Source organism: Streptomyces sp. cg40, from assembly GCF_050320165.1.
Taxonomy (GTDB): Bacteria; Actinomycetota; Actinomycetes; order Streptomycetales; family Streptomycetaceae; genus Streptomyces; species Streptomyces hokutonensis.
Genome location: NZ_CP190128.1, coordinates 3,929,890 through 3,944,103 on the forward strand (window position 1 = coordinate 3,929,890; position 14,214 = coordinate 3,944,103).

Genomic DNA, 14,214 nt, shown 5'->3' on the forward strand with positions numbered 1-14,214 from the left:
GTATGCCCCCGTCCGCGGAATCGCCCTTGGAGTTGGACTTACGGCGACTATGGCGTCCCACGTCGCCTCCTCAACTCCCCGTGTTCGTATCGTCGCCCTTGCCGTCAACCGCGGCGCCAGAACCCGCACCCGCAGCCGTTGAAGCGCCGCCGCTCTCACTCACCGTACTCACCGAACCGCCGTCACGGACCCCCCGCGCACCACTCCGGCCCCCTCGGCCACCGCGGCCCACCGTTTCCGCGTCAACCGTCCGACGCCCCGTCACCACACCCGCGCCCTCCCCGGCACCGGCATCAGCGCCCGTCCCCAACTCCCCGGCATCCGCCAGCAGTTCACGAAACGCCGTGGCCACGATCTCCGGGTACTCCATCATCGCGACATGCCCGGCGTGCGGCAGGGACAGCAGTCGGGAGTCGCGGAAGGCGCGGGCGGCCCGCTGGGCCATGCGGTAGCCGACGAGCTGGTCGCGGCGGCCGTAGACGAGGAGGGTCGGGGCGAGGACGCGCTCGGCCTGGCGCCAGAGGCCGTGCTGGCCGCCCAGGGTGTACGCGTTCACGACGCCCCGGGAGGAGCGGGCCATCACGTCCCAGAAGTACGGGAGTTGGAGCCGTCGTTCGAGTTCCTCGACGGCGTGGTGGAACTCCTCGGGCGTCACCCGGCCGGGATCGCCGTAGCAGAGGCCCAGGACGCCGCGGACGCGCTGTTCGGCCGTCCAGTCCCTGCTGACGCGGGTGAACAGGGAGGCCACTCCGGGTACGCCGAGCAGTGCCGTCGGGACGGCCGTGCGCTGGACGCGGAGCTCCGGGAGGGCCGGGGAGACCAGGGTGAGCGTGCGGACGAGGTCCGGGCGGACCGCGGCCACGCGGGTCGTGACCGCGCCGCCCAGGGAGTTGCCGACGAGGTGCACCGGGCCGCGGCCGGCCGCGTCGAGGTGACGGATGACCGCGCGGGCGTGCCCCGTGACGGAGTAGTCGCCGTCGTCCGGTGGCGGGGAGTCGCCGAAGCCCGGCAGGTCGAGGGCCTCGCTGTCGACCACGCCGTCGAGCTCGGCCATGAGCAGCGACCAGTTCTGCGAGGAGCCGCCGAGCCCGTGGACGTAGAGCGCGGGCGGCAGTCCTTCGCGCACCGGTGGCCGCGACCGCACCGTGAGCGTGATTCCCGGCAGCCGGACCGACCTGAGCCGCTCGCCGTCGCCGACTCTGACGGGCGCCACTTTGGGGAGCACGGCGGCGACCGACACGGAGGGCAGCTCTGTCGAAGACATGCGGCAATGTTACGAGACGATCACGCTGTGGTTCATGTGTTCGCCGTCACAGACAGCGAACGGGCCGCGGCGAACCGACGGCGGGCGGGCAAAGGCCGGGCGACCGAGGGCCGCCCTCCACTCATCGCATGGCGTCCGGATCGGGTGTCTCCTAGGCTCGTACACAGGGCACCCGCATGTGGCCCCCTGCTTCGTCAGGGACGTACTAGGAAGGGAGCCCCCCATGGCCGTCGATCCCACCGACCCCGACACCTTCGAGGACGAGAGCGGCGCCGCCGAACTCGACGTCGAAGCCCCGGAGGGCGACGCCGCCGAGCAGTCGGCCGAGGTGACGGCGGACCGCGAGGACCCGCCGACCGAGCTGGACCCGGACTCCGCGAACGAGGCCGACGTCATCGAACAGGCCCGCGTCGTCTCCCTCGACGAGGACGACTACCGCTGACCGCCGCGCGGTCACCACCGTCCCCCGCGCCCCCGGGAGCGCGCACCGAACCGCGCCTCCCTGCCCGCTCCATCCGCATTCAAAACACTTTGCGCGACTTCCGTCACCGTCCGGTCCGTGAAATTCTGCGCTCGCAGCGCGCACAGCAGGGTTACCGAAAAGTACGATGGCGGCGCGGCGCTCACCGCATGAGGACGACATTGGGAGGCGGCGTGACAGCCATCGAGCAGACAGAGGCGGCGCGCCCGCGGGGCACCCGCCTGCCGCGCCGTGCCCGACGGAACCAGCTGCTGGGCGCCGCCCAGGAGGTCTTCGTCGCGCAGGGGTACCACGCGGCCGCGATGGACGACATCGCCGAGCGCGCCGGCGTCAGCAAGCCGGTGCTCTACCAGCACTTTCCCGGCAAGCTCGACCTCTACCTGGCCCTCCTCGACCAGCACTGCGAGTCGCTGATCCAGGCCGTGCAGACGGCGCTCGCGTCGACGTCCGACAACAAGCAGCGCGTCCGCGCCACGATGGACGCGTACTTCGCCTACGTCGAGGACGACGGCGGCGCCTTCCGGCTGGTCTTCGAGTCGGACCTGACGAACGAGCCCGCCGTGCGCGAGCGCGTCGACAAGGTGACGAACGAGTGCGCCGTGGCGATCTGCGACGTCATCGCCGAGGACACCGGCCTCTCGCGGGCCGAGTCGATGCTCCTGGCCTCCGGTCTGGGCGGTCTCGCCCAGGTCGTCGCCCGCTCCTGGCTGCACAGCGACCGCAGCGTCCCGCGCGACCAGGCGGTCCAGCTGCTGGCCTCGCTGGCCTGGCGCGGCATCGCCGGTTTCCCGCTGCACGGGAGCGAACAGCACCACTGACCCGCGGGCTCCCCTTTTGTTCCCGTCCGGTGTTCGCTCCTGGCGTTCCCGGCGCGGAACATCTACGTCCTCTCACCGGGCTAGTGTGTGCTGCGTACGGCGCGGAAGATCGCGCACTTTGCTGACCGTCGGAGGGACATAGCGTGGAGGTCAAGATCGGCGTGCTGCACACGCCTCGCGAGATCGTTCTGGAGACCGGTCAGAGCGCCGAGGAGGTCGAGCAGGCCGTGGCCGAGGCACTGACCGGGAAGGCTCCGCTGCTGAGCCTCGTGGACGAGCACGGCCGCAAGGTCCTCGTCCCCGCCGACCGGCTCGCCTATGTCGAGCTCGGCGAGGCGGCCCCGCGCAAGGTGGGCTTCGGCGCGCTGTAGTCACGAGCGAACAGCGAGGGGGCCCGGCGTCCATTCGGCCGCCGGGCCCCCTCGCGTCTCCATCACAGATGGAGCACAAGTCCCCCACAGGGGAGGATTGCATTCCGCAGGTCACGGGTATGACCGGCTGTGACAGCAGTACGCAGGCCGACCGTGGGAGGGACCCCCGTGATGATCCTGGAAGCGCTCGGCTCCGCTGTGCTGGGTCTGCTGCTCGCCTGGGCGGCCACCCACCGGCTCGCGGACCGTCTTCCGGCCCGCACCCTGGTCTTCTCGACCGGTGTCGCCGGAGCGCTCTTCGGCGACTTCGTCACGCACAGCGCGCTGGGCCCCGGCAGCGGTCTGCCGAGCCTGCTCGGCGCGGCGGTCGTCTCCGCCGCCTCGCTCTCGCTGCTCCTTCGACCGTCGAGACGACTCCGGGGGCGGTCGGCCCCCGCGTAGCCGCAGCTAGGCGGCGAGCCCCAGGGCCGCCATCCGCTTGGTGTGCGCCTCGGTGATGCGGGAGAACATCCGGCCCACCTCCGCGAGGTCGAAGCCGTCCGCCACGCCGCCCACGAGCATCGTCGACAGCGCGTCCCGGTCGGCGACGACCCGCTGGGACTGCGACAGCGCCTCACCCATCAACCGCCGTGCCCACAGGGCGAGTCGGCCCCCCACGCGCGGGTCCGCGTCGATCGCCGCGCGTACCTTTTCTACGGCGAAGCTCGCGTGCCCGGTGTCGTCGAGGACGCCGAGCACGAGCGAGCGGGAGTCCTTGTCGAGGCGGGCCGCGACCTCGCGGTAGAAGTCGCTGGCGATCGAGTCGCCGACGTAGGCCTTGACGAGCCCTTCCAGCCAGTCCGAGGGAGCCGTCTGCCTGTGGAAGCCGTCGAGCGCGGCGACGAACGGCTGCATCGCCTCGGTCGGCTCGGCCCCGATCTCCGTGAGCCGGTCCCTGAGCTGCTCGAAGTGGTGGAACTCGGCCGACGCCATCTTCGCCAGCTCCGCCTTGTCCGCGAGCGTGGGCGCCAGCTTGGCGTCCTCCGCGAGCCGCTCGAACGCCGCCAGCTCGCCGTACGCGAGGGCACCGAGCAGGTCCACGACCGCGTTGCGGTACTGGGGGTCGGCGGCGGCCGTGGCCCAGTCCTGGGCGGCGACTCCGGTGGGTTCGGCGGGTGCGTCGGAGGCATTGTCAGCGGTCGTCATGAAGCGCACAATAGCCCGCTCACCGCACGGCGGAAGGCCCTGGTCAATCAGTGTGACGACGACTACGTGACCAAATCGGCCAACGCATGTGCGTGATTCCGGGGTATGGTGGTAATGCGCCCGCCGAATATTCGCCGGGCCGCACGAATGAGGATGCCCGGTCGGTGGCCCGATCGGCTCCGACCCGACAGCCCTCCTCGCCCGTACGGCACTCTGCGTACGAAGTTCGGAGGGGGACCCTCAGCGGTTCGAGCGCTAGAGCGTCGGCAGTGGTCCCGTGTCTTTACGGCTTGCCGTATTGGCAGCCGACGTCCCCGGCACGGTCCTGACACGACCCCCGCGCTCGCCTCGCACCGCGCACACAGAAGAGGCAGCACCCTGACTACTTTCCGAGAGCTCGGAATCCTTCCCGAGACCGCCGAGGCCCTTGAGGCCGTCGGTATCGTCTCCCCCTTCCCGATCCAGGAGATGACGCTCCCCGTAGCCCTTTCCGGCACGGACGTCATCGGCCAGGCCAAGACCGGCACCGGCAAGACGCTGGGCTTCGGCCTCCCGCTCCTGGAGCGCGTCACCGTCCCCGCCGACGTCGAGGCCGGCCGCGCCAAGCCCGAGCAGCTGACCGACGCCCCGCAGGCGCTCGTCGTCGTCCCCACCCGCGAGCTGTGCACCCAGGTCACCAACGACCTGCTGACCGCCGGCAAGGTGCGCAACGTGCGCGTTCTCGCCATCTACGGCGGCCGGGCCTACGAGCCGCAGGTCGAGGCGCTCCGCAAGGGCGTCGACGTCGTCGTCGGCACCCCGGGCCGGCTGCTCGACCTCGCCGGTCAGAAGAAGCTCGACCTGAAGCACATCAAGTCGCTCGTCCTCGACGAGGCCGACGAGATGCTCGACCTGGGCTTCCTGCCCGACGTCGAGAAGATCATCAACTTCCTGCCGGCCCGCCGCCAGACGATGCTGTTCTCGGCGACCATGCCGGGCGCGGTCATCGGTCTCGCCCGCCGCTACATGTCGCAGCCCACGCACATCCGCGCCACCGCGCCGGACGACGAGGGCAAGACGGTCGCGAACACCACGCAGTTCGTCTACCGCGCGCACAACATGGACAAGCCCGAGCTCGTCGCCCGCATCCTCCAGGCCGAGGGCCGGGGCCTGGTCATGGTCTTCTGCCGCACCAAGCGCACCGCGGCCGACCTCGCCGACCAGCTCCAGCAGCGCGGCTTCGCCTCCGGCGCGGTCCACGGCGACCTCGGCCAGGGCGCCCGCGAGCAGGCGCTGCGCGCGTTCCGCAACGGCAAGGTCGACGTGCTCGTCTGCACCGACGTCGCCGCCCGCGGCATCGACGTCGAGGGCGTCACGCACGTCATCAACTACCAGTCCCCCGAGGACGAGAAGACCTACCTGCACCGCATCGGCCGTACGGGCCGCGCGGGCGCCAAGGGCATCGCGGTCACCCTCGTCGACTGGGACGACATCCCGCGCTGGCAGCTCATCAACAAGGCGCTGGACCTCAAGTTCAACGACCCGCCGGAGACGTACTCCACCTCCCCGCACTTCTTCGAGGAACTGAACATCCCCGCGGGCACCAAGGGTGTCCTGCCCCGCTCGGAGCGCACCCGCGCCGGGCTGGCCGCGGAGGAGGTCGAGGACCTCGGCGAGACCGGTGGTCGCGGCGGCCCGCGTGGCCGTGGCGGTCGCGACGGTGGCCGTGGCGGTCGTGACAGTGGCCGAGGCGGACGTGACAGTGGCCGGGACAACCGGAACGAGTCCCGCTCCGGTGCCGGCCCCGTCGACTCCGAGCGCCCGGCGCGCACCCCGCGCCGCCGCCGTCGTACGCGCAACGGCGCCCCTATGGAAGGGACTTCGGCCGCTACGGCCGTGACGTCCACGCCGGAGGAGACCGCGCCGGCCGCCTCCGAGGAGACCGCGACGCGCACCCCGCGCCGCCGTCGCCGCACCCGTACCGGAGCGACCGGAGAGCAGCTGCCGGCCACGGCGGTCACCTCCCCGGCCGCACCCGAGGCGGCGGAGAACGCCGTGGCGACGGCCGAGGGCCCGGCCCTCGACACCCCCGCGCCGGCGCGCCGCCGCCGTACCCGCAAGTCCGCGGAGCCGGCGGTCGCGACGGCCGAGACCGTGGTCGCCGAGACGCCGGTGGCCGAGGCCCCAGTCGCCGAGGAGACGAAGCCGCGCCGCCGGACCCGTAAGGCCGTAGCGGCCACGGAGCCGGTCGAGGCAGCCGTCGCCACTCCGGAGGCCGCCGCCGTGGCCGCCGTCGACACGGCCGAGGCCGTCGAGGCCAAGCCGCGTCGCACCCGGACCCGGAAGGCCGCGGCTCCGGCCGAGGTCGTCGCCGTGGACACCGCCGAGGGCACGGAGGCCAAGCCGCGCCGTCGCGCCACGACCCGCAAGGCCGTCGCCGACATCCCGGCCCAGGTGGCCGAGGAGGCGGCCGAGGCCAAGCCCCGCCGTACGACCCGCAAGGCCGCCGAGGCCCCGGTCGCGGCGGAGCCGACGGTCGTGGAGGAGGCCAAGCCTCGCCGGACCCGGAAGACCGCGGTCGCCGCCGAAGCTGTCGTCGACGCAGTCGAGGCCGTCGAGGCCAAGCCGCGCCGGACCCGCAAGGTCGCCGCCGCGCCGGTGGCCACCGAGGCACCGGAGACCACCGAGGTCAAGCCGCGCCGGACGCGGAAGGCCGCGGTTGCCGCCGAAGCCGTCCTGGACACGGTCGAGGCCGTCGAGGCGAAGCCCCGTCGGACCCGCAAGGCGGCCGCCGCTCCGGTAGCCGCCGAAGCGTCGGAGGCCGCCGAGGTCAAGCCGCGCCGGACGCGCAAGACGGCTGCCGCCGCGGTCGCCACCGAGGCGCCCGAGGCGGTCGAGACCAAGCCGCGCACCACCCGGACCCGGAAGACCGCGGCCGTCGCCGCCGAAACCGTGGCCGAGGAGGCTGAAGCCAAGCCGCGCCGTCGCGCCACGACCCGCAAGGCCGTCGCCGACATCCCGGCCCAGGTGGCCGAGGAGGCGGAGGCCAAGCCGCGTCGCCGTACGACCCGCAAGGCCGCCGAGGCCCCGGTCGTGGCGGAGTCGGAGGCAGCCGAGGCGAAGCCGAGGGTGCGCCGTCCCCGCAAGGCCGCGGCAGCGGAGGTCGGCGAGAGCTGATCGGCCCTGCCCCCGCAGGTCGGAACGCCGTCGGCCCGGCCCACTCCACGTGGGCCGGGCCGACGGCGTTCCCCCTCCGCTCGCCACTCCCACTCCCCCCGTTAACCCCGGTTACACCGTCCCGTCCCCATCCCGCTCGGTTCCGCCGGATAACCTCAGGCCATGAGTAGGCCTCCCTCCTTCGTCCCGCCCCCCGGCGCTCGCGCGTACCCGCTGCGGACCGGTCGCGGTGAGTTCGCCGTCGTGGACTCGCCCGTGGCCGACGGTGTCGAGCCGAGGGGAGTCGCCCTGTTGCTGCCGGGATTCACCGGGAGCAAGGAGGACTTCAACCCCTTGCACGTGGCGCTCGGCGCGCGCGGGTACCGGACGGTCGCCGTGGACGGGCGGGGGCAGTACGAGACGGACGGGCCCCAGGACGACGAATCCGCCTACGCGCAGGACGAGTTGGCGCGTGACGTGCTCGCACTGGCCGAGGCGGTCGGCGCGCCGGTGCATCTGCTCGGGCACTCCCTCGGTGGGCAGGTCGCGCGGGCCGCCGTACTCCTGGACCACACGCCGTTCGTGTCACTGACGCTCATGGCGTCGGGGCCGGCGCAGATCTCGGCGTCGCAGCAGGACCGGGTGAAGCTGTTGCGGGACGCCCTGGCCGTGATGTCGATGGCCGAGGTGTGGGACGCGATCCAGGCGATGGAAACGCCCGAGGAGACCGAGACCGGGGGTGCGCTGGACGAGGGGCTCGACGACCGGGAAGATCTGCGGCGCCGTTGGCTGGGCACCAAGCCGGCCCAACTCCTCGCCACGGGAAGCCAGTTGTGCGACGAGCCGGACCGGGTCGCCGAACTGGCCGCCGTCCCGCTGCCGTTCCACGTCCTGTCGGGTTCACGCGACGACACCTGGCCGGTGCCGCTCCTCGACGACATGGCCGTACGGCTGAAGGCGCGGCGGACGGTGATCGCGCGGGCCGAACACTCGCCGAACACGGACCAGCCGGCCGCGACGGCCAAGGCCATCGCCGACTTCTGGGACACCCCGAGCCGGTAGCGGGCCCTAGTACTGCGTCTGGAGGTGCTCCCAGAACCCGTCCCGCAGCGACCGGCGCAGATCGGACTGTCCGCGCAGGGAGTACTGGAGCAGCCCCTCCGCCTCCACCAGCAGATCCTGGTCGACCGAACCGGGGAGGTACGGGTGCCCGGGCAGCAGTTCCACCAGTGCCTCCCGGCCCCGCGCGGCGAGCCACTTCGCGGCGATCTGCGCGCCCACGAAGCGGACGTCGTCGCGGGTGGGCCGGGTGGCGGCGGCCTCGTAGACGGCGGCCGTGCGCCGGGAGACGTACGGCTTGAAGAAGTCGAGGTCGAAGGTGCGCTGGCTGTCGACCTCCCAGAGGAGCGGCTCGGCCTGGTTGCGGCCCTCGGGGGCCTCGATGCCCCACAAGTGGACGCGGGCGCCATACCCTTGGGCCGCCTCGACCGCCGAGACCAGGTCCTCGTCGCCGCCGATGAGGGCCGCGTCACTGATCGCGCGGTGCCGGGCGAGGGACTCCAGGTCGGAGCGGATGAGTGAATCGACGCCCTTCTGCTGGTTGTTGGCGTTGAGATTGCCCAACCGCACCTTCACGTCCGGGAGTTCGGCGATGGCCTGCTGCTCGGCGGTGTGGATGCGGCGCCGGGCGCCGTCGTACCAGTAGACGCGCAGCAACCGGCTGTCCGCGAAGATCGTGCGGGCCTTGTCGATGAGCGCCTCGATGAGGCCCTCGGTGTCGAGGTCGAAGGTGCGCCGGTCCTCGGTCCCGGAGACGAGCCGGCCCGCGGCTGCATACAAGTACCCGGCGTCGACGAAGATCGCATGCGTCGAGGGCGTCTTCGCCACTTCGGCGAGCATGCGCTGCAGCAGCTCGTTCGTGCGGTCGATGCGGGCGCTGAGGGCCGCGAGGTCGTCGTTCATCGCCTCCATTGTCCCGGCGGTCACGCTGCGAACACAACCGGTCCCGGTCAGTCTCGTGCCGATCTCTTACCGGTCAGTAATTAGGCGTGCGAAAAATTTCCTTAGCGTAGGGAATGTTTGTAACACGCATCCCGTTGACTACATACGTAACCGAGTAGTTCTCCTCAGGAGGATGACCAGACGAAGGGAGAAGCCGATGCGCTTCGAAATCATGCGTCTTGACGAGGTCGACGGCACCACCGTGGACAGCACCGTCGTGGACGCCGCCTCCGTCAACCGGATCGTGCAACAGGCCGCCGCCATAGGACAGCGACTGTGGATCCGCCCCGCCGAGACCAAAGCCTCGTAACACCGACGACACCGACGACATCCACGCAGAGCTCCACCAGACTTCAGAACCCCCGTACGGCACCGACGCCGTACGGGGGTTCCGCGTTCTCGGGCCTCAGCTCGCCCGGACGACCTGGGTGACCCCGTTGATGATCTGCTGCACGGCGATGGCCGACAGCATCATCCCCGCGAGCCGCGTGACGAGGACGACCCCGCCGTCCTTGATGACCCGGATGATCAGCAGCGAGTACCGCATCACCATCCACAGCACGGCATGGATGGCGAGAATCGCCGCCCACACCGACACCTGCGTGGCCGCACTGTCGGCCTTCTGCACGGCGAGGATGACGGACACGATCGCACCGGGCCCGGCGAGCAGCGGCATGCCCAGCGGTACGAGGGCGACGTTGACGTCCTTGGTCTGCTTCGGCTCGTCGGTCTTGCCGGTGAGCAGGTCGAGCGCGATCAGCAGGAGCAGCAGTCCGCCCGCGATCATCAGCGCGGGCACGGAGACATGCAGATAGTCGAGGATCTGGTGCCCGAGGAGCCCGAAGACGGTGATGACCCCGCCCGCGACGCACACGGCCTGGAAGGCCATCCGCTTCTGCACCTTGGCCGGCCGTCCGGCGGTCAGCGCGAGGAAGATCGGGGTGATCCCGGGGGGATCCATGATGACAAAAAGGGTCAGGAAGAGAGAGCCGAAGACGGCGACGTCGAACATGGGTGAGCCACAAGCCTTGCAGAGGAGAGAAGAGGTGGGCGGGGAGGGTGCGGGCGGGGTCAGGCTCCGCCGGTCCCCGGCACCGGGAACGCCCCGGTCGCGCGCCGCGTGATCTCGCCGTAGACCTCGGGATCGGTCGTGTACTCGCCGAGCTGCACGCTCTTGCGGCTCCCGTGGTAGTCGCTGGACCCGGTGGTCAGCAGCCCGAGCTCCTTCGCGAGCCCGCGCAGCCGCACGCGCGTCTCGGCGTCGTGGTCCATGTGGTCGACCTCGATGCCGTCGAGCCCGGCCGCGGCCATCTCGGCGATGGCGGACTCGGGCACGGTGCGCCCGCGCTTGCTGGCTCCCGGGTGCGCGAAGACGGTCACGCCCCCCGCGGCCTTGACCAGCCGGATCGCCTCGAACGGATCGGTCTCGTGCTTCGCCACATGGGCCCGGCCGCCGTCGCCCAGCCAGTCCGCGGTGAACGCGTCGTTCACGGTCGGTACGACACCCAGCTCGACCAGCGCGGTGGCGACATGCGGCCGTCCGACCGACCCCTCACCGGCGATCCGCGCGACCTGCTCCCAGGTCACCGGCACACCCAGCCCCTGAAGCCGCTCCACCATGGCCCGCGCCCGCGGCACCCGGTCGTCCCGCACCAGCTCCCGCTCGGCGAGCAGCGCCGGTTCCTCGGGATCGAAGAGATACGCCAGCATGTGCATCGAGATCCCGTCGATCCGGCAGGACATCTCGGCCCCGGTGACCAGCGTGAGCCCCGAGGGCAACGCGTCGATCGCCTCGCCGTACCCACGGCTGGTGTCGTGATCGGTCAGCCCGACGACGTCCAGCCCGGCGGCAGCGGCATTCCGCACCAGCTCAGCGGGCGAGTCCGTACCGTCGGAGGCCGTGGAGTGGGTGTGCAGATCAATACGCACGCGCAAGCTCCAGACGGCGACGATTCAAAAAGGGACCACTCAAGGGTAACGGCATCCTCGGGAGCCCTTCGAACACCCTGGTCCGCAACCCCCTAAGGGGCGCGGGGAACTGCGCGACCAGCCACAACGCACCCGCACCCGCCCCAAAACAGAACCAGGCACCCCCCTAGGCGCTACGGCTCAAGCAAGCGCGGCGAAAGCGCACCACACGGCACCAAGTCCACTTCCGCCCCCGCATCCCGCAAATCCGTAAGCACCAACTCGTCGTACATCAACAACCCCGACTGCTCGGGCCAGACAACGGCCCACAGCCACAGCCCCAACGCCTCCCCGGCGAAAACGGCCCGATCGTCCGGCGCCGTGGCCACATGCCACAACGGCGTAGGCCGCCCGGCCGCGAGCAGCTTCGCCTGCGGCGGCTTCTCGACGCTCATGTACGGCCCGGGATCGGGCCCGTCGATCCCGGCGTACCGCGCCCCGAGCCCGACCCCCAGCTCCTCCGCGACGAGGATCAGCTCCCCCATCCCACCGAGCGGCCCGGGCCCGGAGCACGCGACAGCCGTCGCACGCCCCCCGCTCCGGTCGTCCCCCGCGCACGCCACGCCCGTGAACAGCCAGCCGACCGGCAGGGGCCACGGCATCCACACGGGTACCTGCGTGCGATGCACGACGACGCTGAGGGCCTCGACGCTGGGCGGGATCACGGGCTGCACCGGATGCACCGTGCCGTGGACATCGCACTGCCAGGAATCGGCGAAGAGTCCGGGAGCCCTGACCCGGCCACCACACTTCGGGCAACTGGGTTCGCCCCTCATAGGGCCCCACGGTCCTACCCTCGCACCCCCACGTCAAGGACGATCACCCGTCCGGCCGGGACCACTCACGGAGCGAAACTAGATGCATCTTGCATTTATTACCTAGCCTAACTTACTATGTGCATACACCAACTACTTGGGAGGAAGCATGGACGGGACGGACGACCCCTTCGACGCGGGAACCGGCACCGGCAGCCTGCTGCGACAGCCGAAGGCCGTATGGGCCACCGCCGGCGCCTCGGTCGTCGCCTTCATGGGTATCGGGCTCGTCGACCCGATCCTGCCGTCGATCGCCAAGGGCCTGGACGCCACCGCCGGCCAGGTCTCCCTGCTCTTCACCTCGTACTTCCTGATCACCGCCGTCGCGATGCTGGTGACCGGCTTCGTCTCCAGCCGCATCGGCGGCAGGAAGACCCTGCTGCTCGGCCTCGCCCTCGTCGTGGTCTTCGCCGGCCTCGCCGGCACCTCGGGCTCGGTCGGCGAACTCGTCGGCTTCCGGGCCGGCTGGGGCCTCGGCAACGCGCTGTTCGTCTCGACGGCCCTCGCGGTCATCGTCGGCGCAGCGGCCGGCGGCAGCGCCGCCGCGATCCTGCTCTACGAGTCCGCCCTCGGCCTCGGCATGGCCTGCGGCCCGCTGGTCGGCGCCCTGCTGGGCAACCAGAGCTGGCGCTACCCCTTCTTCGGCACCGCGTTCCTGATGGCGATCGGCTTCCTGTGCATCACGGCGTTCCTGAAGGAACAGCCGAAGCCCGCCCGCAAGACCTCACTGCTGGACCCGCTCAAGGCGCTCGGTCACGGCGGACTCGCCTCCGCCGCCGTCTCGTCCTTCTTCTACAACTACACGTTCTTCACCGTGCTGGCCTTCACCCCGTTCGTGCTGGACATGACCCCCTACAAGTCGGGTGCCGTGTTCTTCGCCTGGGGCGTGCTGCTCGCCGTCTTCTCGGTCTTCGTCGCCCCGCGCCTCCAGGCCCGCCTCGGCTCCCTCAAGGTGCTCGGCGGCTCCCTCGTGCTGCTCGCCGTCGACGTGCTCGTCCTCGGCTACGGCAGCCACACCACCGCCGTCGTCTGCACGATCCTGTCCGGCGCCTTCATCGGCGTGAACAACACCGTCTACACCGAGCTGGCCCTCGGCGTCTCGGACGCGCCGCGCCCGGTGGCGAGCGCGGGCTACAACTTCGTCCGCTGGTTCGCCGCGGCAGCCGCGCCGTTCTTCGCGCCGAAGATCGAGGGCTGGACCAACATCCACATCCCGTTCGTGGTCGCGGCGGTCACCGCGGCACTGGGCGCGCTGGTGGTCGTCGTACGACGGAGCGCGCTCACACACGACGCCGAGGTGCTGGAGCCGAGGCACGCGACCGAGGACGGTGTCGCGGTGTTCGCCAACTAGCCGATTCCCGGCCGTCGTTGGTGAGCTCGCTGGTGAGCTTGCTCACTTCTGCCGCCACTCCGGTTTCAGTCGAGCGGGACGGATGTGCGGGACGGATCCCGTAGGTCCGTCCCGCTCGTCAGCCAGCGCTCCTGGAGGGCCTGGGCGCCGTGGACGCGTTTCCAGGCGGCCTCGTTCGGGGTCATGGGGAGCAGCGGGAGGAAGCGGACCGGGTCGAGGGGCGCGTCGAAGTCCAGGTCCTCGATCAGTCCGCCCGGTTCGGCGACCAGTACCGAGGTGAAGGGGGCGCCGGGCCACAGCGGCTCGCCCACGTCGAGCGAGGCGCCGGGAGCCACGACCACGCCCTCGACCTGCGGGGACGCGGCGAGTACGGCGAGCGGGCGGAGCACCTTGTCGGTGTCGGCGAGGCCGCCGCGAACGGACAGGACCAGCTCGGCGCGGGGGCCGGAGACCGGGTCGGCGAGCATCGCCGTGGGGTCGCTCATGGGCTGTGCGGACATGCCGAGCGTGGCGTAGCGGACGATGCCGCCGTCCTGTCCGGTGTCCTGGAAACGCAGGACCTCGACGCGGTCCGTGCCCAGGAAGGTGACCGCCGCGCGCGCGTCCGGTTCGCCCAGCGCGGTGCGCAACCGTGCCTCGACCAGAGCAAGAACATCAACCATGCGGGGAGCATAGAACTCGTCAGTACCGGGCAAAGCAGCGCCTTGACACTTCGGCCTGCTGATAGTCTGGGCCGGTCGTTCGGGCAGCACGCAGAAGCGTCGCGATCAAGTCCCGACGCCGTTGAGACTCCCTCAAGGGGGACCGGCCGGAGGAGGTGGGGCT

At 71.2% G+C, this 14,214-nt stretch carries 15 protein-coding genes; 8 read left to right on the forward strand and 7 right to left on the reverse strand.

The annotated features are described in order from the left end of the window. Window positions 1-70 precede the first annotated feature (70 nt). Window positions 71-1,264, reverse strand: a complete 1,194-nt coding sequence (locus ACQHII_RS17135) for an alpha/beta fold hydrolase (RefSeq protein ID WP_427920116.1) — start codon at window positions 1,262-1,264, stop codon at window positions 71-73. 223 nt (window positions 1,265-1,487) lie between these two features. On the opposite strand from ACQHII_RS17135, the gene ACQHII_RS17140 reads away from it, so the two are divergent. The 4 genes from ACQHII_RS17140 to ACQHII_RS17155 all read left to right on the forward strand — a co-directional run bounded on the left by ACQHII_RS17140 (window position 1,488) and on the right by ACQHII_RS17155 (window position 3,375). Then, the gene (locus ACQHII_RS17140; protein WP_427920117.1) at window positions 1,488-1,706 is read left to right on the forward strand and encodes a hypothetical protein; all 219 of its coding nucleotides are present in this window, start codon (window positions 1,488-1,490) and stop codon (window positions 1,704-1,706) included. 212 nt (window positions 1,707-1,918) lie between these two features. Continuing rightward, window positions 1,919-2,563 carry a TetR/AcrR family transcriptional regulator gene (locus ACQHII_RS17145; protein WP_200714443.1) on the forward strand — a complete coding sequence of 215 codons (645 nt, stop codon included), beginning with the start codon at window positions 1,919-1,921 and terminating at the stop codon, window positions 2,561-2,563. 143 nt (window positions 2,564-2,706) lie between these two features. After that, window positions 2,707-2,934, forward strand: coding sequence for a DUF3107 domain-containing protein (locus tag ACQHII_RS17150; RefSeq protein ID WP_019072095.1), 228 nt, complete (start codon window positions 2,707-2,709; stop codon window positions 2,932-2,934). Window positions 2,935-3,105: 171 nt separating this feature from the next. After that, entirely contained in the window at window positions 3,106-3,375 is a 270-nt protein-coding gene (locus ACQHII_RS17155; RefSeq protein ID WP_262056281.1) for a hypothetical protein, read from the forward strand. A gap of 6 nt (window positions 3,376-3,381) precedes the next feature. Here the strand turns inward: ACQHII_RS17155 and ACQHII_RS17160 are convergent, their stop codons facing one another. Then, complete coding sequence (locus ACQHII_RS17160) at window positions 3,382-4,119, reverse strand: ferritin-like fold-containing protein (RefSeq protein ID WP_427920118.1); 738 nt, start codon at window positions 4,117-4,119, stop codon at window positions 3,382-3,384. A gap of 468 nt (window positions 4,120-4,587) precedes the next feature. Between ACQHII_RS17160 and ACQHII_RS17165 the strand changes: the two genes are divergently transcribed. Both ACQHII_RS17165 and ACQHII_RS17170 read left to right on the forward strand, forming a co-directional pair. Then, window positions 4,588-7,275, forward strand: a complete 2,688-nt coding sequence (locus ACQHII_RS17165) for a DEAD/DEAH box helicase (RefSeq protein ID WP_427920119.1) — start codon at window positions 4,588-4,590, stop codon at window positions 7,273-7,275. A 162-nt stretch (window positions 7,276-7,437) separates the two neighbouring features. Further along, entirely contained in the window at window positions 7,438-8,316 is an 879-nt protein-coding gene (locus ACQHII_RS17170; RefSeq protein WP_427920120.1) for an alpha/beta fold hydrolase, read from the forward strand. Window positions 8,317-8,322: 6 nt separating this feature from the next. On the opposite strand, the gene ACQHII_RS17175 is transcribed toward ACQHII_RS17170, so the two are convergent. Then, window positions 8,323-9,216, reverse strand: coding sequence for an NYN domain-containing protein (locus ACQHII_RS17175; RefSeq protein ID WP_093629010.1), 894 nt, complete (start codon window positions 9,214-9,216; stop codon window positions 8,323-8,325). A gap of 196 nt (window positions 9,217-9,412) precedes the next feature. Between ACQHII_RS17175 and ACQHII_RS17180 the strand changes: the two genes are divergently transcribed. Continuing rightward, entirely contained in the window at window positions 9,413-9,565 is a 153-nt protein-coding gene (locus tag ACQHII_RS17180; RefSeq protein ID WP_019058373.1) for a hypothetical protein, read from the forward strand. 96 nt (window positions 9,566-9,661) lie between these two features. Here the strand turns inward: ACQHII_RS17180 and ACQHII_RS17185 are convergent, their stop codons facing one another. The 3 genes from ACQHII_RS17185 to ACQHII_RS17195 all read right to left on the reverse strand — a co-directional run bounded on the left by ACQHII_RS17185 (window position 9,662) and on the right by ACQHII_RS17195 (window position 11,999). Further along, window positions 9,662-10,267 (reverse strand): MarC family protein, encoded by a 606-nt coding sequence (locus ACQHII_RS17185; protein WP_427920121.1) that lies wholly within the window; start codon window positions 10,265-10,267, stop codon window positions 9,662-9,664. 59 nt (window positions 10,268-10,326) lie between these two features. Then, window positions 10,327-11,184 carry a PHP domain-containing protein gene (locus ACQHII_RS17190; RefSeq protein WP_427920122.1) on the reverse strand — a complete coding sequence of 286 codons (858 nt, stop codon included), beginning with the start codon at window positions 11,182-11,184 and terminating at the stop codon, window positions 10,327-10,329. Window positions 11,185-11,357: 173 nt separating this feature from the next. Further along, on the reverse strand, window positions 11,358-11,999 hold the full coding sequence (locus tag ACQHII_RS17195) for a DUF6758 family protein (RefSeq protein WP_026179063.1): 642 nt from the start codon (window positions 11,997-11,999) through the stop codon (window positions 11,358-11,360). 148 nt (window positions 12,000-12,147) lie between these two features. Between ACQHII_RS17195 and ACQHII_RS17200 the strand changes: the two genes are divergently transcribed. Then, window positions 12,148-13,389, forward strand: a complete 1,242-nt coding sequence (locus ACQHII_RS17200) for an MFS transporter (protein ID WP_427920123.1) — start codon at window positions 12,148-12,150, stop codon at window positions 13,387-13,389. 65 nt (window positions 13,390-13,454) lie between these two features. On the opposite strand, the gene ACQHII_RS17205 is transcribed toward ACQHII_RS17200, so the two are convergent. Further along, on the reverse strand, window positions 13,455-14,051 hold the full coding sequence (locus ACQHII_RS17205) for a suppressor of fused domain protein (RefSeq protein ID WP_427920124.1): 597 nt from the start codon (window positions 14,049-14,051) through the stop codon (window positions 13,455-13,457). Window positions 14,052-14,214 lie beyond the last annotated feature (163 nt).